The sequence below is a fragment of the Neorhizobium sp. 2083 genome, assembly GCF_031455615.1.
Classification (GTDB): Bacteria; Pseudomonadota; Alphaproteobacteria; order Rhizobiales; family Rhizobiaceae; genus Neorhizobium.
Genome location: NZ_JAVDTC010000005.1, coordinates 145,904 through 169,331 on the forward strand (window position 1 = coordinate 145,904; position 23,428 = coordinate 169,331).

Sequence of the window (23,428 nt, forward strand, 5' to 3'; positions counted from 1 at the left end):
CCATTCCCACTTAAATTACGTGACACTTAAAGTAGCCGCTCGTCAGGGGAAAGTTCATGTATTCGCGCTTCTTTTCGCTTCTCGGCGGGTTCGCCATTCTGACAGTCGCAGCGACCTCCGCCATGGCGCCGCAGGCTGAAGCTGCTCCACGCGACAAGGCTTTCTTCCAGTCGGTCGCCGGCGTCTGGAAAGGCCCTGGCGAAATCGTCGCCGGCAAATACAAGGGTACGAAATTCAGCTGCAACCTGACCGGCGCCGCCGTCGCGGACAGCAATGTCGGCATCAAGCTCGACGGCACCTGCCGCGTCGGCGTGTTCCAGCAGCCGATGTCGGCCACGATAACCCAGAGCGGCCGCGGTTATACCGGCAAGTTCCTGGACGGCGCCGAAGGCAAGGGCCTCGATATCATTTCCGGCTCGGTCAGCGGCGACAAGGTCGTCATGGGCATCAACCGCAATCAGCTCAACGGCGCGATGGTGGCGAGCCTGCGCGGCGAAAACAAGATGAACATCACCATCTCGATCAAGGTCGAGGACCAGATGGTCCCGGTGATCGGCCTCAGCCTCGACCGCGACATGGATTCGATCGCCGTCGGCTCGATCCAGCAGTAACAGCGCCGGGCGCTCAGGCGCCCCGCCACCAGTCCTGGCTCTCCCGCGCGACTCTGATGCCAGCCGTATCGGCTTCCAGAAGCCAGTCGCGCACTGCCCTTCCCTTCACCAGCAGATCCGGCGCGATGTCGGCCAGCGGCATCATCACGAAGCCGCGGTCGGTCATGCGCGGATGCGGCACTTCCAGCTTTTCGCTTCTCCGCTCGCGGGTGCCGTAGGTCAGGATATCGATGTCGATGGTGCGCGGTCCCCAGCGCTCCAGGCGGACACGCTTCATGCCCCGCTCGATCGACAGACAGACATCCAGCAGGTCTTCGGGCTCCAGCGAGGTCTCCACCAGAACGCAGCAGTTGAAGAAATCGGCCTGGTCGGTCTTGCCCCAGGGCGGGGTCGAATAAAGTTTCGAGACGGCGACGATCCGACAGTCCTCGCGCGCATCGAGCTGCCTGAGGGCTTCGGCCATGGAAGACGGCGGATAGCCGATATTGCCGCCGAGCCCGAGCGCGGCGATCTCGAACGTCTTTTCAGGCGAAATGCTCAACGCGAACCTCCGCATAGTCCAGGATACCGGGGATCGGTACGCTCGGCTTGCGCACGGCGATCTCCGCGCGGCGGATCTGCGGCGTCCAGGCGCAGAGCGCCTTGGCGATGTCCTTGGCAAGCGTCTCGATGAGATTGCGCCGGTGTCCGGTCACCACCTTCTCGACGATCTCGTAGGCGATGCCGTAATGCACCGTGCTGGCGACATCGTCGTTTTCGAGCGCCTCGTCGGCCTCCACATCCATGATGACGTCGATGAAGAACCGCTGGCCGAGCGTCGCCTCCTGCTCGAAGGCGCCATGCCTGGCGTAGAAGGCACAATTCTTCAGCGTGATCGTGTAGGTCGCCATCACGGGCCCTTTCTCTGGTCGTCAGCGGCGGCTGCGGCGAGAACCGCGTCGGCGATCGCCAGCGCATCGCGATTGGCGGCGACATTGTGAACGCGGAAGATCGATGCGCCCGCAAGCCGCAGGATCACCGTGGTCGCCGCAGTACCAACGTCGCGCTCGTTAGCCTTCTCGCGACCGGTCACCGCCCCTATGAAGCGTTTTCGCGAGGTTCCGGCCAGCAACGGGAAGCCCAGCCGATGCAGTTCGGCGAAGCGGGCGATCAGTTCCAGGTCGTCGTCACGGTCCTTGGCGAAGCCGAATCCCGGATCGAGCACGATCGCCTCGTCGGGAATACCGGCGGCGCGGGCGATCTCGAGTGATTGCTGGAGGAAGAATTCCTGGTCGGCGATCCGGTCGGCGCGCTTTTCACGACCCCGGCCGGTATGCATGATGCAGATGCCGGCAGACGTCTGAGCCGCAACGGTTGCGATCTCCGGCTCGCGCTGCAGCCCGTGGACGTCGTTGATGATATGGGCACCCGCCGCCACCGCCAGGCGGGCGGTTTCGGCCCGATAGGTATCGATCGAGATCAGCGCATCCGTCTCGGCGGCGAGCTTTTCGATCACCGGCAGGACGCGATCCTGCTCTTCCGCCCCCGTCACCTCGGCAGCACCCGGCCTCGTCGATTCGCCGCCGATATCGAGGATGTCGGCGCCGTCGCGGACGCAGGAAAGGGCGTGAGCCACCGCCGCATCGACATTTCCGTATTTTCCGCCGTCGGAAAAGGAATCAGGCGTGATGTTGATGATCGCCATAATCTGGCCTTTGCGGCCGAGTTCAACGGCACGGCCGCGCCCGACACGCCAGGTGCTGTTGCGCTGCGATATCACCGGCCGGCCATCTGTCGAAGGGTAACGCAAAATTTGATGCCTTTGTGTTGCGCTCAGGCTGGCTATGCCCCAAGGTCCCCATAAGTTCAACGTCGCAGGCCATAGAATGTTCTCCATGCGCAGAGTCCACCGGCTTTTCGGTGTCTTTCTTCTCCTTTGCGCGATCCCTGCAACGGCCATGGCGGAACCGGTCATCAACAAGACCTATTCCTATTTCCGGATCGGCGGGCGCACGGCCGAAGACCTCGACCGGGAACTGGAGAATCGCGGCCCCCTTACCCGCGGGAGCGGCCATCGCCACCCCGGCGCCACCGAAATCAAGTTCGGCGGCGACGTCACCTATGTGGAAAGCGGCGGCCGCTGCTCGGTCGGCGGCGTGCGGGTGACGCTTCGCACCCACATCATCCTGCCCCGCTGGGGCAATCGCGGCCGCGCCACCGCCGATCTCGGCTTCATCTGGGATACGCTGTCGAAGGACATCAAGCGCCACGAGGAGCGACACGCGGAAATCGCCCGCAACCATGCGCGTCAGCTCGAACGGGAACTGCTCGGCCTTGCCCCCGGCAGGAGCTGCGACTCGCTGGAAAAACAGGTAGCGGAGACAACCCGCCGGGTCCTAGAGGCGCACGACCGCGAGCAGCTGCGATTCGACCAGATCGAGGCGGCCAATTTCGACGCCCGGATGATGCGGCTGCTGCAGTACCGGATGAAAAAATCCGGCGACTAACCCCGCCATTTTCTCGTGAATCAGTTCGGCCTACCGCCGCGAAGCTTTTGCCAGGCTTGCGTCATCCCCCGTCAATGACGGGTGATTTATGGTGATAGTCTAAAATACGAATCTCGGATATAACCTAAGACATAGCTTACCTACCAACGTTTCGAAAAACGAAGCCGATGAGGTAGATAGCCGCAGGATCAGCGTACCTTTCCGGTTTTCGGACCGATGTGTCGGACGCGGTAGTTCAGGTGTTCCTGAGTTTTGGTTCCAGTGTTCAGTTCTCCTGGCGCGTCTTCAAGCCGCAGGTGTTTCCTCCCTCCCCTGCTGGTGATGCGCCCGCCTTGCCTCGCTTGCCGCTTTTGCGGGGCGAGGCTTTTTTTTGCGTTGGAACGGACGATCAGGCGGTGATCAGGCCTGGCGCTCGGGTACGTTGACCACGAGCCCGTCGAGATCCGCCTTGACCTTGATCTGACAGGAAAGGCGCGAGTTCGGCTTCACCTCGAAGGCGAAGTCCAGCATGTCTTCTTCCATGGGCGCCGGCGGGCCGACCTTTTCGGTCCAGGCCTCGTCGACATAGACATGACAGGTGGCACAGGCGCAGGCGCCGCCGCATTCGGCCTCGATGCCGGGGACGGAATTGCGAACCGCATTCTCCATGACTGTGGAGCCTGGCTCGGCTTCGATATCGAAGCGCGTTCCGTCGAAGGCAACGATGGTCAGTTTCGTCATGATAGGGAAATCCGGGATGTTGAAGGGTCAGGGCACACTATTTAAGCGCGCTGTCTTCCGATAAAACCCCGGCACAGTCAACATTTTCGGGCGCCGCCGACTATTCCATCGGCGCCGCGCAACGCTGATTCGCCGAATCGCTTCAGCGGCAGAGCTTGTTGATGAAGTTTTCGGCCTCGACGACCGCAGCGGCGACAGCAGCCCGCAAAGAAGCGTCGGAGCCGTTGTCCTCTACGCGCTCGGCGGCAGCCGAAACCTTGAAGGCGCCGACGGCAGCGGCCGCCCCCTTGAGGCGATGCGCGGCTGCGGAGACCTGGGCGCTATCGACGTTCGCCATGTCGTGCAGGGCCCGGCGCGCCTGGCGCGCGAACATCTGGAGCACTTCGACTTCCAGGGTCTTGTCGCCCATGGTCTGGGTCGCGAGATGGACGAGATCGATCGGACGGGACTGCGAAGGGCAAGCGCCCCGCAGCGTTTCGGGGGCTTCGAACGCAATACTGACGGCTGCCATTGCCATGAACCTGTTTTCCCTGTTGTTCTTCTGATAATGTCCCGAATTGTGCGGGCCAATCGCAGCTATCCCGTTAAATTCCGGCACAATCTGGGCCGGTTTCTTCCCATATGGTTAATTTCTGCTAAGCTCCCGGGATTTTAGGACTTTTGCATCTTCGCATGGTTTAAATTCTGTTAACAACATTCCGCAGCATCATTCGAAGGCAGGCGTCATAATTGTGCAGAGTGGCCGAATGTGCCACTACAATACGCCTAAGGTGGCGGGGAATATCGTCCTTTTGCCCCGGATGGTAGGTTGGTAAGCTTTCATTATCATCCGTTTGAAAGAACGGCCGTCCGACTTAAAAATGAATAGGAAACTCAAGGTCCGTTTTGTGGATCCGGGGTTTCCGGCAGGCAGCGTTCCATCTGTCGGTCTGCGGGCGGCAGCGCGTCAGATGGGATTTGCCGGGCGAGTATGTAACGAGGCGTAACCGCATGGCAAAGAACCCTAGCAGCGAGTCGGTCGATGAGACTGCGTTCCAGGCGTTGGAAGATGCCCTAAAAATCAATTTCAACGATGAGCAGTCGCGCCCCAGATCAGTGCCCCATGCCTCGGAGGCAAGAGTGTCAGACACTACCAAATCGCGTCAGACCCAATATCAGGACGATGCCGCCGAATCATACAGATCGGCCGCCACCGAAACCGCTGCCAAGTCCCCGACATTCCAGCCCGCCAACGATGCGGGCAAACGCAGTTCGACGGCGATCCTTCGCACGCTGGAAGGCGGCGCGATGCGCTCGTCGATCCGCAATGCGGTGATCGTCTCGATCCTCTGGGCGGTGGGCGGCATCGCGCTCGGGCAGATGATCTACGGCAACCAGCTCTGGCAGATCACCTCGGTCGAAGGCGTCCTTGCCGCGCCCGGCATCGTCGCGCTCGCGGTCTGCATCCTCATCCCCATCATGCTGTTCTTCGCCTTCGCGATCATGATGGCGCGCGCCCAGGATCTCAGAACCGCCGCCCGCTCGATGGCCGAGGTGGCGCTTCGCCTGTCCGATCCGGAAACCGTCGCCTCCGAGCGCATCATGAGCGTCGGCCAGGCCGTGCGCCGCGAAGTCTCGGCGATGAACGAAGGCATCGAGCGCACCATTGCCCGCGCCGCCGAGCTCGAAACGCTCGTGCATTCCGAAGTGAATGCGCTGGAGCGGAGCTTCACCGACAACGAACTGCGCGTTCGCGGCCTCGTCCACGAACTGGGCGCCGAGCGGGATGCGATCGTCAACCATGCCGAGCGTATCCGCTCGTCGATCGCCGGGGCCCATGACCAGCTCAAGGAAGAGCTCTCGCTCGCGACCGAAGAAATCTCCATCCGCCTGGCGACGTCGGGCGAAGCCTTCGCCTCGATGATCGAGACGCGCGGCGCGGCGCTGATGGAGAAGTCCAACGCCGCCGGCGAAGCGCTCGGCAGCCTGCTGACGACCAAGACCGAGAACCTGCTGCAGACGCTCAACTCCTCCGGCTTCGCGCTCGCCCACGAGTTCGACGAGCGGATGGAGGCGATCAACACCGTGCTGTCGCAGCGCGGCCAGGCACTTCTCAACGAATTCCAGACGCGCGCCTCCTCGCTCGACGCCAATACCGAAAAGCTCAACGCGGCCCTTGCCGACCGCACCCGCCAGCTGAACGAGACGCTGCTTGCCCGGACCCGGGAAATCACCGACGGACTTGCCGAAAGCGAACAGACGCTCACCGGTTCGCTCGGCGGCATCCTTGCGGCCCTCAACAGCTCGCTCGAAGAAAAGAGCTCGTCCTTCCGCCAGAGCCTGCAGAGCACGGTCGAAGACGTGGTCCTCGACCTCGACATGCGCTCCGGCTTCTTCGAGGAACGGCTGCAGACGACCGTCGGCCTGCTCAGCACGACCTTCGACGACAGCATCTCGCAGTTCACCTCCGCGTTCGACCAGCGCGCCGGCACGCTCGACAGCAAGCTGATGGACAGCCTCGCCCGCATCAACGAGACGGTGGCGAGCGGTTCGGATGCGATCGAGAACATTCTCTCGTCCAGCGTCGAGCGCATCAGCTCCTCGCTCACCGACCAGTCGCTCGCGCTCGAGACGACGCTCGGCACCGGCCAGGAAATGCTGGACGCCATGCTCGGCAGCCGCTCGCGCGAACTGTCCGACGCCCTGTCTGCCCGCAGCAGCGAAATTCAGGACACCCTGGCATCCCGCGCCACCGAAATCCAGGACGCGCTCGTCACCCGCACCGGCGAACTTCAGGACGTCCTCGGGTCGCGGACCAGCCAGCTTCGGGACGTGCTCGGAACACGCGCCGGCGAACTGCAGTCCATGCTCGTCTCGCGGACCGAGGAACTTCAGGAAGCGCTCGGCGCACGCACCGGCGAGCTCCAGGAAGTGTTGACCACACGCACCGGCGAACTTCACGAAGCGCTCGAAACGCGCACCGGCGAACTCCAGACCGTGCTTGCCTCGGGCACCGGCTCGCTTCACGAAACGCTCGGAGCCCGGACCACCGAACTCCAGGACGTGCTCACCACCCGTACCGGCGAGCTCCAGAACGTGCTTGCTTCGGGTAGCGGCGAACTCCAGGACGTCATCGGCGCCCGCACCGTCGAGCTTCAGGACGCGCTTGCATCGCGCACCGGGGAACTCAAGGACGTGTTCGCCTCCGGCACCGGCGAACTCCATGCCGGTTTCGCGAATGCACACCAGAACATCGAAACGACGCTCGCCGAGCGCAGCAGCAGCCTGCTCAGCACGCTCTCGGAAAACCAGTCCAAGTTCGAACAGAGCCTGGCGATCCGTTCTGGCGCCATCATCGCCGCGCTGTCCGGCAGCCACGATCATCTGACCGAGGTGCTGAGCCAGAAATCCACCGCGATCGAAACGCTGATGGCGGGTGCGCCGGAGCGGCTTGCGGGCATGTTCGACGAGAAGTCGGAGCAGATCTCCCGCACGCTCGCTGCCAGCGAACAGCGGATCGGCGCCGAGCTCGGCCGGCGCGCTTCCGAAATGGAAACGTCGCTGGATGCCAATCGCGAGCGGATCTCCGAAATCCTCGAGGACAAGTCGATGGAAATCGCCACGTCCTTCGCGCTCGGCGAGGACCGCCTCGCTGGCATGCTGGAGGAAAAGTCGGACTCCATCACCCGCGCGCTTTCGGAAACCGAACAGCGCATGAGCGGCGACCTCGCCCGCCGCACCGTGGAAATCAACGAGGCGCTGGGCGTCAACCGCGACAGGCTCGCGGAAATCCTCGACGACAAGTCGATGGAGATCGCCACCTCCTTCGCGCTTGGCGAAGACCGCCTCGCCGGCATGCTGGACGAGAAGTCGACCGCGATCGCCAACACCTTCATCGATGCCGACGTCCGCATCGAGCAGTCCTTCGCGGCCCGGGCGGAAGCGATCCGCAGCGCCTATGCCGACAACCAGCTCAATCTCGACCTGTCGCTGGAGAACCGCACGGCCGAGCTTGCCCGCATTCTCGAAAGTGGCGGCGACCGTCTCGAGCAGGCCGTCGGTGGCGCAAGCGGCCGCATCGAAACCGTGCTCACGAGCGGCGCACAGCGTTTCGAAACGGGCATGGCGGACGGGCTGGAGCGCGTGGAAACCGTTCTCGGCTCGACGCAGGAGCGGATCGCGGCGACCATCGGCCTCGGCCATCAGCAGCTTGAGACGACCCTCGGCTCCGGTTACGAGCAGATCCGCGACACGCTGGAAGAACGCACGAATGTCATCGCCACCACGCTCGGTGATGCCCAGAGCCGGATCGGCACCTTGATGGAAGATCAGGTGACGTCGCTCGGCACCTCGATCGCCGCAAGCGCCGGCATGCTGGAAATGTCTCTCGAGACCCAGCAAAGCGCTCTGCGCGGCGCGATCGACACGGCGGGCCAGTCCCTCGAAGACCGTCTGCGCGACAATGTCGGCACGCTTGCCGTCAGGCTTTCCGATGCCGCCAGCGAGATCGGCCGTTCGGCCGACGCCTTCTCCAACCGCATCCGCCAGACCGTCGGCGGCGTCCAGGGCGCGCTCGAGGAAACCGGCAGCCGCATCGAATCGACGTTCGGCGGTCTCGAAGGCCGTATCCGCGGCGAGATCCTCGAAGCGGCCCAGCTCGTCGACGAGGCCGGCACCAATCTTTCCGCCACGCTCACCAACCGCACGGCCGACCTGGAACGGGTCGCGGTCGAGGCTTCGGACCGTATCACCGAGACCATGGACGGCCGCACCGCCCGGATCGAGGAACGCCTCGGCACGATCGACCGCGCGCTGACGATCGGCCTCGACAACGTCACCAAGACGATCGAAAGCAAGGCCGTCGGCCTCGCCTCGACGCTGCGAGAAGCCGTCGGCGCCGCGGCCCAGAGCATGGACAGCGAAGCCACCCGCTCCGCCGAAGTGCTGGCGCGCGCCGGTGCCGAGTTCACCGAGGAACTCACCAATCGCAACGCCGAGTTCACCAAGGCGATCGAGGAACGCTCGACCCAGATCGTCGGCCGGATTTCGGAAACCCAGAACCGACTCGCCGGCCAGGCCGCAACCGTGGCACTCGCCTTCTCGGAAGCCGGCAACGCGATCGTCCACAAGGTCGCGGAAGCCGACAGCCTGGTGAAGCGCCAGGTCACGGCAATTTCCGAGGCGCTGGACGAGGCGCAGAAGGCTCTCGACTCGCGCGGCGACGGCATCCGCACCACGCTCGCCGATACCGCAACGCAGCTCGACACCGCGATGGACGCCGTCGACCGTGCGCTCGCAGCTCGCGGCGAAGCCATCCACTCAGCCCTCGAGGCCCGCGCCCGCGATCTGAATTCCATGCTCGCCGGCCGCTCGACCGAACTGACGCGCCTTCTCGATGAAAAGGCAAAGCCGATGGTCGAGGAATATGCCGCGGCCGGCCGCACCGCCATCGAGCTGATGACGACCGCCGCCCAGCAGGGTGCAGAACGGCTCTCCGCCGTGGCGCAGGAAACGACTGCGCGGCTTTCCTCCGCCGCAGACGAGACGACCGCGCGGCTTTCTTCCGCGGCCGAAGAGACAACCACACGGCTTTCTTCCGCAGCCGAAGAGACCACCACACGGCTCACCTCGGCGACGGAAGAATCGACGGCGCGGATCCGCAACGAGAATTCGGCACTTGTCGATGCGATCGCCGCGCGGACCAACGAAACGCTCGCCGCCATCACCCAGCGGACCGAAAACGCTGCCGGCATGATGCGTCATGTCGAACAGGGCCTGTCGGTCAGCGTCAACAGCCTGATCGACAAGCTGGCGGAAAGCAATTCGAGCATTTCCGCGACGGTCCAGGAAGCGGCGAAGGAACTCGGCAGCACGGCCGATGCCGTCGCCCACCATCTTTCCGAGGCCGACCGCAAGCTCGGCGCCACCGCCAACCGGTTCGTGCAGTCGGCAACCCATTCCGCCGATATCGTTTCCGGCTCGACACGCATGCTCGAGGACAATATCGGCCGCATGTCCGATGTCTTCGGCAATACGCTCGATCAGGTCAGCAGCCTCGTCGGCCGTTTCGACGACCATTCGCGCGTCCTGGCCGAGGCAGCGGAACTCCTCGGTGCCGCCCAGTCCAATCTCGTCAGCACGCTCGACGAACGCCAGAACGCGCTGCGCAACCTCTCCAGCGGCCTCGTCAAGCGGTCCGAAGAAATCGAGACGACGATGCGCAGCCTGACGACCCTCGTCGACGGCGCTTTCGAACGGGCGGAAGAACGTTCGCTGCAGGTCGGCTCACGGCTTCGCGAAAGCCTGCACGCCTCGTTCGCCGATATCGGCCGCACGCTCGGGGAAACCCAGCACCGCGCCGAAGTCACCGCCGATGCGATGCGCGAGGCTCTGATCAGCGCCGGCAGCGACGCCAACCACGCGATCGAGACGACGCTTTCCGATGCCGAAAAGCGTACCCGCGATCTCTCCGAGCGGATGCGCGGTAGCATTTCGCAGTCGCTGAGCGACGTCGAGCAGCTGCTGTCGGATGCGACCAGCCGTTCGGGCAGTGCTGCCGAGCAGCTGCGCGATACGCTGAGGGAATCGGTGGAGGAAGCGATCAACCGCTTCTCCGGCGCAACCGACGAAATCCGCCGCTCGGCACAGGATATCCGCCACGAGCTGGATACGACCCGCACCGAACTGAAGCGCGGCGCCTTCGACCTGCCGGAAGAAGCCAAGGAAAGTGCTGCCGCGATGCGGCGTGCCGTCGCCGAACAGATCAAGGCGCTGCAGGATATCTCGACCCTGGTCGGACGTTCGACGCAGAACTTCGAGATCTCCGAGGCTTCGGCACCGCGCCAGGCCCCGGCTCCCGCTCCGCAGCCGGCCCCGCCGCGCCCGCAGCCGCAGCCCGCAGCCGTTGCCATCCCGCAGCCGGCTCCGCCTGCGCCCCGCAACGATCCCTATGCCGGAAACGCGCTGCGCGGCACGCTGCCGCTCGACCGTCCGGCACAGGCGCCCGCCGCCCGCGCACCGGAACCGGCACAGCGCGGCGGCACGGACGGCGGCTGGATCAGCGACCTGCTGCGCGGCGCCTCGCGCGACGAGTTTGCCGAAGCACCGGCAGCCGCACCGCGCCAGCAGCCGCAGCCGGCACCGCGTGCGGCAGAACCGGCCCCCGCTCCGCGCAGCGGCAACGGTGACAACCGCAACCCGCGCCATATGGTGGAATCTCTGAACTCGCTGTCGGTCGATATCGCCCGCGCCATCGATCATGACGCCTCGGTCGACCTGTGGCGGCGCTACCAGCGCGGCGAGCGCGACGTCTTCACCCGTCGCCTCTATACGCTGAAGGGCCAGCAGACCTTCGACGAGATCAAGCGCAAGTACGACCGCGAACCGGAATTCCGCACCGCCGTCGACCGCTATATCGCCGATTTCGAAAAGCTGCTCGCCGACGTCGCCCGCACCGACCGCGACAAAACGGTGACCCAGAGCTACCTCACGTCGGACACGGGCAAGGTCTATACGATGCTGGCCCACGCCGCCGGCCGGTTCAACTAAGAGCCGGATCGGGAATACGAAAACAAAAAGGCCGCCTTTCGGGGCGGCCTTTTTCATATCTAAAAGCACGGTGACGCTGGGGGATGAGATATGAAAAACATTCAGATCATAGACGGCGCGGAAAATGCCACTTTCAGCGTCTTTCAGGCCTCGGAAGAGGAATTTCTGGAAATATTCCCTGAGCCTGGGCAGGATATGGAAGTCATCGAAGACTTCAGTGACCGCGTCACCGACGAGAAAGCCGCATCAGTACTTCATGCTATATGGAACCGTCCGATCCTGAAGCGCGATGTGGCCGGCATTCACGGCACTCTTTTTTTCGACTATGCCGGCCGAAGGCAGTATTTGCCTGATACAAAACGTGAAATAGACTGGGCGGCCAGCTGCATTAACGAAGCGCAACGCTTACTTTTCGCAAGCAGAAAATAGCGGGCAGCCACCAGTTCACGAAGTCGATCCGGCAATCACATCGACTTCAGCGACCAGTCGACGATCTGGGCGCCGACCTTGGCGAAAGCGCGATCCAGCGCCTCGATGAAGTCGCGGTTCTCGGCGCCCGACACCGCAGCCGTCGCCTTGAACACGCTCTGGGCGCGCACCGTGCCGTTGCGGTCGTTGAGGATTTTTGCCGAGATCTCGACATTGGCGAGCCGCGGGCTGCCGGCGGTCACCTCGAAGGCGCGGATATCGGTCACGACCTGGTAGTCGATCGCAAGGCCCTGCCCCGGCTTGCCGACGCCGCCGAGGCGGCCGGAATTTTCGAAGGCTTCGACCAGCTTCGACTGGACGAGGGCCGGCAGGCGGTCACCCCAGCGGGAATCGGCGAGATACTGGATTTCGGAAGGCGAGACGCGCACCACGACCTGTTCGCTGTTGAGCAATTTCAGCGCCGTCGGTTCCGGCACGAGGATCTGCCGGTTGCGGGCGGAAACGCCCTGGCTGGACGGCGTGATCGACAGGTCGAACGTGTCGCTGTTCGCCTTGCTGCCGCAACCGCTCACCAGCGCCGCCACCAGCGGCAGCGCCAGCAGAACCGGGGCACGGGCCGCCGCACGTCGCATCAGGAACTCCGAACCGCTCATCAAACCCCACTCTCCAACACTGGAAACGCCCAGCCTAGCGCCGCGTCCTGCCGTCATATTCCTTCACCGTCTCGCCGCCGAAGATCAGCCGCTGCGGATTCTGGTCGAAATTGTTGATCGTCTGGTCGAGCGACTGCACCGTGCGGCGCGCATCGTTGACCAGCGTCTGGATGTCCCTCAGGCCGCTTGCCGAGAACCGCGACAGGTTGTCGGCGATCGGCCCGACCCGTGCATTGATGTTGTCGGCCACGGTGCGGAAGGATTCCAGCGTCTTGCGCGCCTCGGCAAACAGCCCCTGCGAGTCGTCGCTCGACACAAGTCCGTCCACCTTGGCAAGGATGCCGTCGACACGGCTCGACGCGTCGTTGAGCTTCTTTGCCAGATCCGTGAAATCGCCGATCGCGCGGTCGATATCGTCCTTGCGATGCGCGAAATTGTCGACCACGCTGCGGGCCGAGCCGATGGTCTGGCGGGCATCTTCGGAAGCCGCGGTGATATTGCGGATCGTCGTCGCGACCTGATCGGTATTGACCGCGCTCAGCACGCTATCGGCACGCCAGATAAGGGTCTGGGCGTCCGAACCCACCTTTTCGAAGTTGGCGGCTGCATTTCTGACATTGGTGACCACGTCGTCGAACTTATCCGAAGCGATGGCGACATTGCGGGTGGCGCGCTCGGTATTGGAGACAACGGCGTTGATCTTTTCCGCATCGATCGCCTTCACCAGCCGCTCGGCTGCGGCAAGGGTCGAGTTGAGCGTTCCGGAGACCCGGTCGATCGTCGCAGAAAGCGTCGAGAGGCTGTTCAGGAACTTGTCGATGCTGTCGGAATTCTGGGCGAGCGCCGAGGTGAACGTCTCGACATTGCGGATGGTCTGGGTCAGCGGACCGCGCGCATCGGCGACGAAGCCCTGGATGTCGCCGATCGCATCGTCGGCCCGGTCGAGGATCTTGTCGGCGGTGGCAAGCAGGTTGGTGACGCTCGACTGTTCGGCGATCAGCACCGCCGGCCGGCCGTTCTCGATCGATTTCTGGAGAATGTTCTCCTCGCCCTTGGCGCCGCCGGAAAGCTCGATATAGGCCGCACCCGTCAGGCCCTGCACTTCGAGCGCCGCCTGGGTGGATTGATAGACCGGCGCATCGGCCCGCACCTCGGTGAAGGCGATCGAATAACGCGGATCGTCGGGATCGATGGTGAGGCTGCGGACGGAACCGACCGCGATACCGTTGAAACGAACCGGAGAACCGACGGACAAGCCGTTCGCCGAACCGGGGATGCGGATCGCCAGTTCGGCCGTCGGCCCACCGCGGCCCGATTGCGCCATCCAATAGACGAAGCCGAAGGCCGCAGCGATCACCAGCAAGGTGAAGAAACCGACAAGGGCGTAATTGGCTCTGGTTTCCATAGATCAGGTCACTCTTCTACTTCTGCCGCAGGCTGCTTTTCTTGGACCACGACTGACCGCGCCCGCTTGCCGCGGAAATAGGACTGCACCCATGGATCGTCACAGGCAAACATATCCTCAAGCGTACCCTCCACCAAGACCCGTTTCTCGCCGAGCACAGCTATTCTGTCGCAAACCGAGAAAAGGCTGTCGAGGTCGTGTGTCACCATGTAGACCGTCAGGCCGAGCGTATCGCGCAGCCTGGCGATCAGCGCATCGAAATCGGCAGCGCCGATCGGGTCGAGGCCGGAGGTCGGTTCGTCCAGGAAGACCAGGTCGGGATCGAGCGACAGGGCGCGCGCCAAAGCGGCGCGCTTGATCATGCCGCCTGACAGTTCGGACGGATATTTGTCGGCAGCGTCCGGCGGCAGGCCGACCATCTCGATCTTCAGATAGGCGAGCTCGTCCATCAGCGACTGCGGCAGGTCGAGATATTCCCGCATCGGCAGCTGGATGTTCTCCTTCACCGTCAGCGCGGAAAACAGCGCTCCGTGCTGGAAGAGCACGCCGAGGCGGGTATCGAGCCCCATGCGTTCGTTTTCCGAGACCGCATCATAGTCGGCGCCGAGAATGTGGATCGTGCCGGAACGGTGCGGCAGGAGGCCGAGCACGGTGCGCATCAGCACCGACTTGCCCGTGCCCGAGGCACCGACAAAGCCCAGGATCTCGCCGCGATAGATATCGAGGTTCAGGTGGTCGAGCACCAGCTTTTCGCCGAATCCGACCGTCAGGTCGCGCACCGACAGCACCACCTGCCGGCCGTCAGCCTTGTCCTTGATCGCGGTCCGCGGGGCGTCGTCCAAACCGTTCTCCATCAGAAATCGATCGCGGAATAGAAAAGGGCGAACATCGCATCCATGAAGATCACGGCGAAGATCGATTTAACAACCGAGGTGGTGACGTGCTGGCCGAGCGATTCGGCGCTGCCGCCGACCTTCATGCCCTCGACGGCGGCAACGATACCGATCGCAAGCGCCATGAACGGCGCCTTGATCATGCCCGAGGCGACGGATGTGTGGTCGATCGCCTCATGGAGACGCGAGAGATAGGTGTCGAAGGTGATGCCGGAATAGGCAAATGCGACGACGGCCGCGCCGAACAGCGCCGAAAAATTGGCGATGATCGTCAACAGCGGCAGCGCGACGGTGAGGGCCACGAGCCGCGGGAAGATCAGCACGCCGACCGGGTTGAGGCCGATCACCGTCAAGGCGTCGATCTCCTCGCGCATCTTCATCGAACCGATTTCGGCGGTAATCGCGCTGCCCGAACGGCCGGCGATCATGATCGCGGTCAGAAGCACGCCGATCTCGCGCAGCTGCAGGATGCCGACGAGGTCGACCACGAAGATTTCGGCCCCGAAGTAACGCAGCTGGAAGGCACCCTGCTGGGCGATGATCGCTCCGATCAGGAAGGACATCAGCACGATGATCGGCACCGCACGCACGCCCATGCGGTCGATATGGGTGACGACCGAAGCGGGCGAGACGCCGGCGCCGCGGCCGAGTTTCATCTGCGCGCCGCGGACCGCCGATCCAAGGATGTGCATGGCCGCATAAAAATCGCCGCCGAGCGAAACCATCACTTCGCCTACCGGCGCAAACAGCCGCTCGAACAGGCTTCCCCTGGCGCCGTTGCCCGCAGGCGGCGCGGGCGTGTGTTCGGGCAACACGCCGATCAGCTCGCGGATCGGGCCTTCGCCGCCGACCAGGGCCGTTTCCCCGCCCTCGCCGCCCTTGGCGGTCATCAGCCGGCGGATCAGCCAGGCGCCGGCCGTATCGACGCCGGTTATGCCGGAAAGATCGATCTCGACCTTGCCCCGGCTCCCGGCCCGCTCCAGGCGTTCGAATTCCTTGAGCATCGGCCCGATCGTCGGGCCGCGCCATTCTCCGGCCAGCACATACCGTTCGCCGCCGTCGCCGGGCATGGATTCGGCCTTGATTTCGGCTGGCTGGAACGTCACGGGTTTCTTTCGCGCTTCAAGCTTCTCAGAAGATTCAATATCATGCGGTTGATCGCACTTTCGAGACCGGCAATATAGCCACCTCACCGGGATTTGCCATAAACGGGACGCGTAAAACCATGTGCCGTCACCTCCAAGCCACAATAGAAACCTTTCCGATCGCCGGTTCCAAGACCGAAGCCGAAGCCATTACCTGCACGATCAGCGAAAACGGCCTTTCCGGGCGTGGCGAATCACGCTGTGGGAAAACGCCGGCAATCGAGCGGGCGTGCACGGCGATCCAGAGTCTGCGTCACGGCGAATAGCTTTTGACCGCTCCCGACCCCTTTCCAGGTCAGCGACCTCCCGCCAAACTAGCGGTGACTCGCATGTGTTCGGCGAGCGCATCGATGAATACCCGTACCTTGGCCGAGAGGCTGCGGTGGCTGGGATAGAGCGCATGGACCTCGATCGTGGCGGCGATCACATCTGGCAATACACGAACGAGATGCCCGCTGGCGACCGCTGGGCGCACGAGATAATCAGGTAGGTTACCGATCCCTGCTCCGCCCTCCACCACAACCTTTTGTGCGCTTGCGTCCGGTATGATGACTCGCGGCTCCACGTCGATCGCGCCGGCGTCGGCAAAGCGCCAATCGGTGCGATCCTGGCGATCAACCAGGCGGTGAGCAGCCAGTTCCGCCACGGTCCTTGGTGTCCCCTGCGCCGCCAGGTACGCCGGACTGGCGCAAAGCCACAAGTCCACCGAAGGCAGCCGACGAGCGATCAGCGCGGAGTCCGCCATCGAGCCGATACGGATCGCCAGATCCGTGTCTCTCGCTGCCAGGTCGATGCGGCGATCGTCAGCATCCAGCGCCACCTGCACCTGGCTGTAGCGAGCCAAGAATGCAGGCAGCATCGGGGCTATCACGCCAACGCCGAAGGCATGGGTGGCGTTCACACGCAGGCGTCCGCGCGGCACGCCCGCCAGTCCCTCCAGTGCCGTTTCCGCGTCAGCGATGTCAGCGAGAATGCGCACGGCGTGAGCGTGAAGCAGGACCCCTGCGTCGGTTAGCCGAACATGCCGTGTGGACCGTTCGACCAAGGCGGATCCGGCAACGGCTTCCATTCGCGCCAACGCCCGGCTTACCGATGATTTGGGAAGGCCAAGCGCTCGCGCCGTCGCTGATATGCCCTTCAGCTCCGCGATCCGGTCAAACACTCGAACATCATCAAAGTTCATCGCTCGTTCCTCCAGTGGAACGCTGTGCGCCACTTTCCTAGCCTAATCCTTTCGGCTGGAACAGTCTACTTAGGAGCGGCGAAAGGATCACCATGCCGCCAACCTCTGACCTCACGCTCAAATTCGGCGAACTGGATTGCCGCACGTTCATTGCGCTTGCAGCCGCCCTCGCGATGCCTGCCGCCGCCCCTGCTTCAGGAGAAATGACCATGACCGAAACGATCAAGCCCTTCCATCTGGCTATTCCAGACAGCGCGCTCGAAAGTTTGCGCGAGCGCTTGTCCAAAACCCGATGGCCCGATCGCGAGACGGTCGAAGACAACAGCCAGGGGGCTCAGCTGGCGAAGATACAGGCGCTCTGCGAACATTGGCGCACCCACTATGACTGGCGCGCCTGCGAGGCCCTGCTCAATAGCTTTGGCCAATACATGGCGATGATCGACGGGCAAGAACTCCACTTTCTTCATATCCGCTCGCCCGAGCCAGACGCTCTGCCGCTCTTGATGATGCACGGCTGGCCGGGATCGGTGCTGGAGTTTCGCAAGGTGATCGGTCCTCTGACCGATCCGGCCGCGCATGGCGGAGACCCGCGCCGCGCCTTTCACGTTATCGCTCCTTCGATGCCAGGCTTCGGATTCTCGGGTAAGCCCGCCTCGACCGGTTGTGGTCTGCCCCAGATCGCCGACCTTTACATCAAACTGATGGCGGAGCTCGGTTACAACCGCTGGGGCATGCAAGGCGGCGACCTGGGTGCCGGCGTCGCTGACGCCATTGCGCGCAAGAAGCCCGCCGGTTTGGTCGGCACCCACATGAACTTCGCGATGGTCATGCCGACGCCTGAGGAAATGACGGAAGCCTCACTTGAAGAAAAGGCGATGCTCGGCGACGCCAAGCACTTCTGGGACGACCTTTCCGGTTACGCCAAGCAACAATCCACGCGTCCGCAAACAATCGGCTACTCGCTGGCGGACTCGCCGTCCGGCCTGGCGGCCTGGATCTACGCCATGTTCCAGGACACCGGCGGCACGCGCGGGGACGCTGAGGCGTCTTTCTCTATTGACGAGATTCTAGACGACATCATGCTTTATTGGCTTCCCAACACCGGCGCGTCCGCGGCCCGGCTCTACTGGGAACTCTCAAAGGCGGGCGGCCCGGCAGGCGGACAGCCTAAAGGTCCGATCACCGTGCCGACAGGCTTCACGATGCTGAAGGGCGAACATGTCCGCATCTCTCGGCGTTGGGCTGAACGCCGTTATTCGCAGATGATCTATTTTAACGGCGAGAGCGACGGTGGCCACTTCGCGGCGCTAGAGCGGCCGCAGGTGTTGGTGAACGATATTCGCGCTACTTTTGCTCGCCTGGTCTGAAAGGATTAAACTATGATCGCTCCGGCCGCTGATGGGATTTGCGGTGATGATCGGCTGCATGGTCGGCTCTTCGCTTGCCATGGCGCCGGCCGCGCTGCTTGCCCAGGACGCGGATTATGCGGATCTCGACGGGCCGCTGCTGCTTGCCCGCGACCGGCCGGACAGGCTGCGTTACGAAGGATCCCTCGTCTATCCGCCGGATGCGACCCTCTGGGGCTGAAGTCTTGCCGCAAGCGCGATGATCGCCAGGCCGACAAGTGCCAGGACGGACATGGCGACGTAGCTCGTCAGGCCGAACTGGCGGTAGAGCATTCCGGAAAGCACCGTCGACAGCGCCAGGAAAACGCCGTTGTAAAACACATAGGCGCCCTGCATCGAGGCTTCCTGGTCCTCGCGCACCGCCTCGACCAGCCGATGCTGGATGCCGATATGCACGAAGGCGAAGGTGAAGGCATGGGTGGCCTGCAGCGCCAGATATCCCCAGAAATCGAGCGGCATCGGAAACAGCGTCCAGCGCAGCACCGCCACGGCACACCCTATCCGCATCAGCGTCCAGGGCGAAACCCTGCGGGCGATCCAGCCTGCCGCAAAGAAGACCAGGATCTCCGACACGACTGCGGCACTCCAAAGCACGCCGATCGAACCGTTCGAAAAGCCGATCTGCTGCCAGTGGATCGTGCCGAACGTATAGAACATGCCGTGGCCCGCCTGCGCGACCGATGCGCCGATCATCAGCACATGCAGATCGAGGCGCCTGAGCGAGCTCGGCTGAGGCATCCGGTCGACGTCCGGCCGCAACACCGCCCTGCCGAGCCTGGGCGCGGCGAAGGCGACGCCGACGGTCAGCAGAAAGCCGACCGCCATCGCCGAAGGGATGGCCTGGAAGCCCCAGAAGCCGCGCAGTTCGCCGACCAAAAGCGTCACGGCCACGAAGCCGACCGATCCCCACACCCGCATCGAGCCATATTGGAAACCCCAGCGCCGGACCCCGCTGACGGCGATTGATTCGACGATCGGCGCATAGGGCGCAAAAACCGCCGCCTGAACGGCAACGACGATCAGAACCGGCCAGAAGTCGCGGATGAAGAACATGGCGAACGCCGTCAGCAGCGACAGGGCACCGGACCAGGCGAGCATCAGCGTTCGTTCCGTCATGCGGTCGGCCAGCAGACCGGCAACCGGAGCGGCGGCCACGCGCAGGAAAAGCTGGGCTGCGAGCACAATGCCGATTTCGAACTCGGTGAAAGCCAGCCCGTCCAGCCAGACGGGCAGATAGGGCAGAATCACGCCATTCACCCCGAGCGGCGCCCCATAGGCAATCGCGCAGCGCAACTGGAAGAACCGGGGCGCGGATTGCGCCGTATTTGAGGGAATCACGATTTCACGGGTGGGTTGCTGAAGTTTCAGCTTACCTAACACACACCCCGGTGCCTGCCTATGGCAAGAAATGGCCTCTTGACCGCCGGCCCGCCATCGCAGGCCGCTCAGGCGGCCTGCATGTCCTCAAGGGATTTCGGCGCCGGCAGGGACTTGATCTCGGCCGTGGCCGTGATGTTCTGCCAGGAGATCATCTCCAGCGTGCCGTCGAAGTTCTCGGCGATCGCCGTGCAGCTTTCCACCCAGTCGCCGGTATTGACGTAGTGGATGCCGTCGATGTCTTCCATCACGGCGTGATGGATGTGGCCGCAGATGACGCCATCGACATTGTTACGGCGGGCTTCGTCGGCGACGACCCGCTGGAACTCGCCGATGAAGTTCACGGCGTGCTTGACCTGCAGCTTGGCCCAGGCCGAGAACGACCAGTAGGGCATGCCGAGGCGACGGCGGATGGCGGCAAGGCCGATATTGATGACGATGGCCGCGTCATAGGCCCAGTCGCCGAGATAGGCGAGCAGGCGCGCATTGCGGACCACGACGTCGAATTCGTCGCCATGCAGGATCAGGTATTTCTTGCCGTCGGCCATTTCGTAGATTTCGCGCTCGGCAACTTCGATGCCACCGAAATGGGTGCCGGGGAAGGAACGCAGGAATTCGTCGTGGTTGCCGGGGATGTAGACGATGCGGGTGCCCTTGCGCGCCTTGCGCAGCAGCTTCTGGACCACGTCGTTGCAGCCCTGCGGCCAGTACCAGTTGCGCTTCAGCCGCCAGCCATCGACGATGTCGCCGACCAGGAAGATGGTCTCCGCTTCATGATAGCGCAGGAAATCCAGGAGAAAATCCGTTCGGGCCGCCTTGGAGCCCAGGTGAACGTCCGAAATGAAGAGCGTTCTGAAATGCCGTGTATCCATCTCACCGGTCACGAAGTCGTCCTTTCGCTGCCGCTTCTAGGGGCTTCAAAACCAGACTCGTGTTTCAGGATGATGACAGGGGCCGGGAAAGGCGGATCACGACGCCCGACCGGCCATGTTCCAATTTCCGCCATGACCGCAAATTACCTGCTGTCGCTTCTGGTCGATTGATGTAATGAGAGGTCTCTCCTTTCGACCCCTCAAAGACAAAACAAGCAAGCCAGGAGGAACGATGAACGCGCAGGACAAACCGAAGGCGCCGACCATGCCGGTCAATGCCGATCTCGACGAACAGGCGCTGTTCTTCCACCGCTACCCACGTCCCGGCAAGCTGGAGATCCAGGCGACCAAGCCGCTCGGCAACCAGCGCGACCTGGCGCTCGCCTATTCCCCGGGCGTTGCAGCGCCCTGCCTGGCGATCCGCGACAATCCGGACATGGCGGCGGATTATACCGCCCGCGCCAATCTCGTCGCCGTCATTTCCAACGGCTCGGCCGTGCTCGGTCTCGGCAATATCGGTCCGCTGGCCTCCAAGCCGGTCATGGAAGGCAAGGCGGTCCTCTTCAAGAAATTCGCCGGCATCGACGTGTTCGATATCGAGATCGAGGCGCCCGGCATCGAGGCGATGGTTTCGACCGTCTCGGCGCTGGAACCCACCTTCGGCGGCATCAACCTCGAAGACATCAAGTCGCCGGAATGTTTCGAAGTCGAGCGCCGGCTGCGCGAAAAGATGAACATCCCGGTCTTCCACGACGACCAGCACGGCACCGCGATCATCGTCGCCGCCGCGATCCTGAACGGGCTGGAACTTGCCGGCAAGAACATATCCGACGTCAAGATCGTCACGTCGGGCGCGGGTGCCGCGGCGCTCGCCTGCCTGCATCTCCTCGTCTCGCTCGGCGCGAAGAAGGAGAATATCTGGGTCCACGACATCGAAGGCCTCGTTTATGACGGGCGCAACACGCTGATGGACGAGTGGAAGGAAATCTACGCCCAGAAGAGCGACAAGCGGGTGCTTGCCGACAGCATCGGCGGTGCCGACGTGTTCCTCGGCCTGTCCGCCGCCGGCGTGCTGAAGCCCGAACTGCTGGTCCAGATGGCCGAAAAGCCGCTGATCATGGCGCTTGCCAACCCGACGCCGGAAATCATGCCGGAGCTCGCCCGCGCCGCGCGCCCGGACGCGATGATCTGCACCGGCCGTTCGGACTTCCCGAACCAGGTCAACAACGTGCTGTGTTTCCCCTACATCTTCCGCGGCGCGCTCGATTGCGGTGCCCGGACGATCAACGAGGAAATGAAGATGGCAGCGGTCAAGGCGATCGCAGCTTTGGCCCGCGAGGAAGTTTCCGACGTCGCGGCGCGGGCCTATTCCGGCGAGACGCCGATTTTCGGCGCCGACTACCTGATCCCCTCGCCCTTCGATCCGCGCCTCATCCTGCGCATCGCGCCGGCGGTTGCCAGGGCTGCCGCCGAAACCGGTGTCGCCTCGCGGCCGATCCATGATTTCGAGGCTTATCTCGACCAGCTGAACCGCTTCGTCTGGCGTTCCGGTTTCGTGATGAAGCCGATCTTCAGCGCCGCCAAGGTTTCGGAAAGGAACCGGGTGATCTTCGCGGAAGGCGAGGACGAGCGCGTGCTGCGCGCCGCCCAGGTCCTGCTCGAGGAAAAGACCGCAACCCCGATCCTGATCGGCCGTCCCTCGGTCATCGAGGCGCGGCTTGCCCGCTTCGGCATCCGCATTCGCCCGAATGTCGACTTCGCCGTGGTCAACCCGGAAGACGATCCGCGCTACCGCGACTATGTCGACGAATATTTCGCACTGGTCGGCCGCGAAGGCATCAATCCGGAAGCGGCGCGCACCATCGTGCGCACCAACAACACGGTGATCGGCGCGCTGGCGGTCAAGCGCGGCGATGCGGACGCGCTGATCTGCGGCGTCGAAGGCCGTTACGACAAACATCTCAACGACGTGAACCAGATCATCGGCAAGCGCCCGGACGTCTGCGCCTTCTCGGGCCTCAGCCTTGTCATTTCCCAGCGCGGCGCGATGTTCTTCACCGACACCTTCGTGAACTACAATCCGTCCGCGCAGGAGATCGCCGAGATCACGGTCCTGGCGGCCGAGGAAATCCGCCGATTCGGCATTACCCCGAAGGCGGCGCTGATCTGCCATTCGAACTTCGGCTCGCGCGATTCGGAAAGTGCCCAGAAGATGCGGGCCGCCTTGAAGCTGGTACGCCAGCGGGCGCCGGAGCTGGAAGTGGACGGCGAAATGCAGGGCGGTTCGGCGCTGTCGGAAATCGTGCGCAAGCGGGCCATGCCGAACAGCTCGCTCACCGGCGAAGCCAACCTGCTCGTCTTCCCGAATCTCGACGCGGCAAACATATCGCTCGGTATCGTCCGCAACATGACGGACGCGCTGCATGTCGGGCCGATCCTGCTCGGCGCGGCCCAGCCGGCGCATATCCTGTCGTCCTCGGTCACGTCACGCGGCGTGGTGAACATGGCGGCGCTCGCCGTCGTCGAAGCATCGCAGCCCAATCTGCAATTTCAATCCTGAGTTGCAGATCTATTAGAGACCCGGTTTGAGCCCTGAAACAGGGGCTCAAACCCCTGTCGTCGAAATGACCTGCGCCGGATATTGGCCAATTTTGACGGCGATGCCCGCGGTTTTATAAAATTGTCAACCGGCACGTTCCATGATGCAATCTCCACTCTGGA

At 63.4% G+C, this 23,428-nt stretch carries 18 protein-coding genes and 1 pseudogene; 7 read left to right on the top strand and 12 right to left on the bottom strand.

From position 1 onward, the window contains the following. The first annotated feature begins 56 nt into the window (after positions 1–56). Positions 57–611, top strand: coding sequence for a hypothetical protein (locus J2X76_RS19980; RefSeq protein WP_113129577.1), 555 nt, complete (start codon positions 57–59; stop codon positions 609–611). A gap of 13 nt (positions 612–624) precedes the next feature. Here the strand turns inward: J2X76_RS19980 and folK are convergent, their stop codons facing one another. From folK to folP, 3 genes are read right to left on the bottom strand one after another with little or no spacing between them, the layout of a single operon-like run. Continuing rightward, complete coding sequence (gene folK / locus J2X76_RS19985) at positions 625–1,167, bottom strand: 2-amino-4-hydroxy-6-hydroxymethyldihydropteridine diphosphokinase (protein ID WP_405030068.1); 543 nt, start codon at positions 1,165–1,167, stop codon at positions 625–627. Then, positions 1,136–1,501 (bottom strand): dihydroneopterin aldolase, encoded by a 366-nt coding sequence (gene folB, locus J2X76_RS19990; protein WP_310219042.1) that lies wholly within the window; start codon positions 1,499–1,501, stop codon positions 1,136–1,138. Before folB ends, folK begins: the two co-directional genes overlap by 32 nt. Next, entirely contained in the window at positions 1,501–2,370 is an 870-nt protein-coding gene (folP, locus tag J2X76_RS19995; RefSeq protein ID WP_310219043.1) for a dihydropteroate synthase, read from the bottom strand. The genes folB and folP overlap by 1 nt, the downstream gene beginning before the upstream one ends. Before the next feature lie 106 nt (positions 2,371–2,476). On the opposite strand from folP, the gene J2X76_RS20000 reads away from it, so the two are divergent. Then, positions 2,477–3,097, top strand: coding sequence for a DUF922 domain-containing protein (locus J2X76_RS20000; RefSeq protein WP_310219045.1), 621 nt, complete (start codon positions 2,477–2,479; stop codon positions 3,095–3,097). A gap of 399 nt (positions 3,098–3,496) precedes the next feature. Here J2X76_RS20000 and J2X76_RS20005 read toward each other — a convergent pair whose 3' ends face one another. Together J2X76_RS20005 and J2X76_RS20010 are read right to left on the bottom strand one after the other, a co-directional pair. Next, positions 3,497–3,817, bottom strand: coding sequence for a 2Fe-2S iron-sulfur cluster-binding protein (locus J2X76_RS20005; RefSeq protein ID WP_038542828.1), 321 nt, complete (start codon positions 3,815–3,817; stop codon positions 3,497–3,499). Between the two features lie 142 nt (positions 3,818–3,959). Further along, positions 3,960–4,328, bottom strand: coding sequence for an Hpt domain-containing protein (locus J2X76_RS20010; protein WP_113129679.1), 369 nt, complete (start codon positions 4,326–4,328; stop codon positions 3,960–3,962). Positions 4,329–4,936: 608 nt separating this feature from the next. Between J2X76_RS20010 and J2X76_RS20015 the strand changes: the two genes are divergently transcribed. Next, on the top strand, positions 4,937–11,344 hold the full coding sequence (locus J2X76_RS20015) for a hypothetical protein (RefSeq protein WP_310219048.1): 6,408 nt from the start codon (positions 4,937–4,939) through the stop codon (positions 11,342–11,344). A gap of 90 nt (positions 11,345–11,434) precedes the next feature. Then, positions 11,435–11,773, top strand: a complete 339-nt coding sequence (locus J2X76_RS20020) for a hypothetical protein (protein ID WP_310219049.1) — start codon at positions 11,435–11,437, stop codon at positions 11,771–11,773. Between the two features lie 35 nt (positions 11,774–11,808). Here the strand turns inward: J2X76_RS20020 and J2X76_RS20025 are convergent, their stop codons facing one another. From J2X76_RS20025 to J2X76_RS20045, 5 genes are all read right to left on the bottom strand, one after another. Further along, on the bottom strand, positions 11,809–12,426 hold the full coding sequence (locus J2X76_RS20025) for an ABC-type transport auxiliary lipoprotein family protein (protein WP_113129571.1): 618 nt from the start codon (positions 12,424–12,426) through the stop codon (positions 11,809–11,811). A gap of 34 nt (positions 12,427–12,460) precedes the next feature. Beyond that, complete coding sequence (locus J2X76_RS20030; RefSeq protein WP_310219050.1) at positions 12,461–13,831, bottom strand: MlaD family protein; 1,371 nt, start codon at positions 13,829–13,831, stop codon at positions 12,461–12,463. Between the two features lie 8 nt (positions 13,832–13,839). Then, positions 13,840–14,685: an ABC transporter ATP-binding protein gene (locus J2X76_RS20035; protein ID WP_310219052.1), complete on the bottom strand. Its 846-nt coding sequence runs from the start codon at positions 14,683–14,685 to the stop codon at positions 13,840–13,842. Then, positions 14,685–15,794: an MlaE family lipid ABC transporter permease subunit gene (locus tag J2X76_RS20040; RefSeq protein ID WP_310219371.1), complete on the bottom strand. Its 1,110-nt coding sequence runs from the start codon at positions 15,792–15,794 to the stop codon at positions 14,685–14,687. The genes J2X76_RS20035 and J2X76_RS20040 overlap by 1 nt, the downstream gene beginning before the upstream one ends. Positions 15,795–16,164: 370 nt before the next feature. Beyond that, the gene (locus tag J2X76_RS20045) at positions 16,165–17,052 is read right to left on the bottom strand and encodes a LysR family transcriptional regulator (protein WP_310219053.1); all 888 of its coding nucleotides are present in this window, start codon (positions 17,050–17,052) and stop codon (positions 16,165–16,167) included. Positions 17,053–17,261: 209 nt separating this feature from the next. On the opposite strand from J2X76_RS20045, the gene J2X76_RS20050 reads away from it, so the two are divergent. After that, complete coding sequence (locus tag J2X76_RS20050; RefSeq protein WP_310219054.1) at positions 17,262–18,419, top strand: epoxide hydrolase; 1,158 nt, start codon at positions 17,262–17,264, stop codon at positions 18,417–18,419. 31 nt (positions 18,420–18,450) lie between these two features. Next, a pseudogene (locus J2X76_RS20055) lies at positions 18,451–18,639 on the top strand (dipeptide epimerase); the annotation flags it as partial. Here J2X76_RS20055 and J2X76_RS20060 read toward each other — a convergent pair. Next, positions 18,609–19,796, bottom strand: a complete 1,188-nt coding sequence (locus J2X76_RS20060) for an MFS transporter (RefSeq protein WP_310219055.1) — start codon at positions 19,794–19,796, stop codon at positions 18,609–18,611. The pseudogene J2X76_RS20055 and the gene J2X76_RS20060 sit on opposite strands and share 31 nt — an antisense overlap. 107 nt (positions 19,797–19,903) lie before the next feature. After that, a complete protein-coding gene (locus J2X76_RS20065; RefSeq protein WP_310219373.1) occupies positions 19,904–20,707 on the bottom strand; it encodes a UDP-2,3-diacylglucosamine diphosphatase in 804 nt (267 codons plus the stop codon). Positions 20,708–20,939: 232 nt separating this feature from the next. Here J2X76_RS20065 and J2X76_RS20070 point away from each other — a divergent pair, with 232 nt between their 5' ends. After that, a complete protein-coding gene (locus J2X76_RS20070) occupies positions 20,940–23,267 on the top strand; it encodes an NADP-dependent malic enzyme (RefSeq protein WP_113129565.1) in 2,328 nt (775 codons plus the stop codon). Positions 23,268–23,428 lie beyond the last annotated feature (161 nt).

Coding starts and splice junctions, on each gene's coding strand:
- J2X76_RS19980 (WP_113129577.1), top strand. CDS start 57: ATGTATTCGCGCTTCTTTTCGCTTCTCGGCGGGTTCGCCATTCTGACA.
- folK (WP_405030068.1), bottom strand. CDS start 1,167: ATGCGGAGGTTCGCGTTGAGCATTTCGCCTGAAAAGACGTTCGAGATC.
- folB (WP_310219042.1), bottom strand. CDS start 1,501: ATGGCGACCTACACGATCACGCTGAAGAATTGTGCCTTCTACGCCAGG.
- J2X76_RS20000 (WP_310219045.1), top strand. CDS start 2,477: ATGTTCTCCATGCGCAGAGTCCACCGGCTTTTCGGTGTCTTTCTTCTC.
- J2X76_RS20005 (WP_038542828.1), bottom strand. CDS start 3,817: ATGACGAAACTGACCATCGTTGCCTTCGACGGAACGCGCTTCGATATC.
- J2X76_RS20010 (WP_113129679.1), bottom strand. CDS start 4,328: ATGGCAGCCGTCAGTATTGCGTTCGAAGCCCCCGAAACGCTGCGGGGC.
- J2X76_RS20020 (WP_310219049.1), top strand. CDS start 11,435: ATGAAAAACATTCAGATCATAGACGGCGCGGAAAATGCCACTTTCAGC.
- J2X76_RS20025 (WP_113129571.1), bottom strand. CDS start 12,426: ATGAGCGGTTCGGAGTTCCTGATGCGACGTGCGGCGGCCCGTGCCCCG.
- J2X76_RS20030 (WP_310219050.1), bottom strand. CDS start 13,831: ATGGAAACCAGAGCCAATTACGCCCTTGTCGGTTTCTTCACCTTGCTG.
- J2X76_RS20035 (WP_310219052.1), bottom strand. CDS start 14,685: ATGGAGAACGGTTTGGACGACGCCCCGCGGACCGCGATCAAGGACAAG.
- J2X76_RS20040 (WP_310219371.1), bottom strand. CDS start 15,794: ATGCCCGGCGACGGCGGCGAACGGTATGTGCTGGCCGGAGAATGGCGC.
- J2X76_RS20045 (WP_310219053.1), bottom strand. CDS start 17,052: ATGAACTTTGATGATGTTCGAGTGTTTGACCGGATCGCGGAGCTGAAG.
- J2X76_RS20050 (WP_310219054.1), top strand. CDS start 17,262: ATGACCGAAACGATCAAGCCCTTCCATCTGGCTATTCCAGACAGCGCG.
- J2X76_RS20065 (WP_310219373.1), bottom strand. CDS start 20,707: ATGGATACACGGCATTTCAGAACGCTCTTCATTTCGGACGTTCACCTG.
- J2X76_RS20070 (WP_113129565.1), top strand. CDS start 20,940: ATGAACGCGCAGGACAAACCGAAGGCGCCGACCATGCCGGTCAATGCC.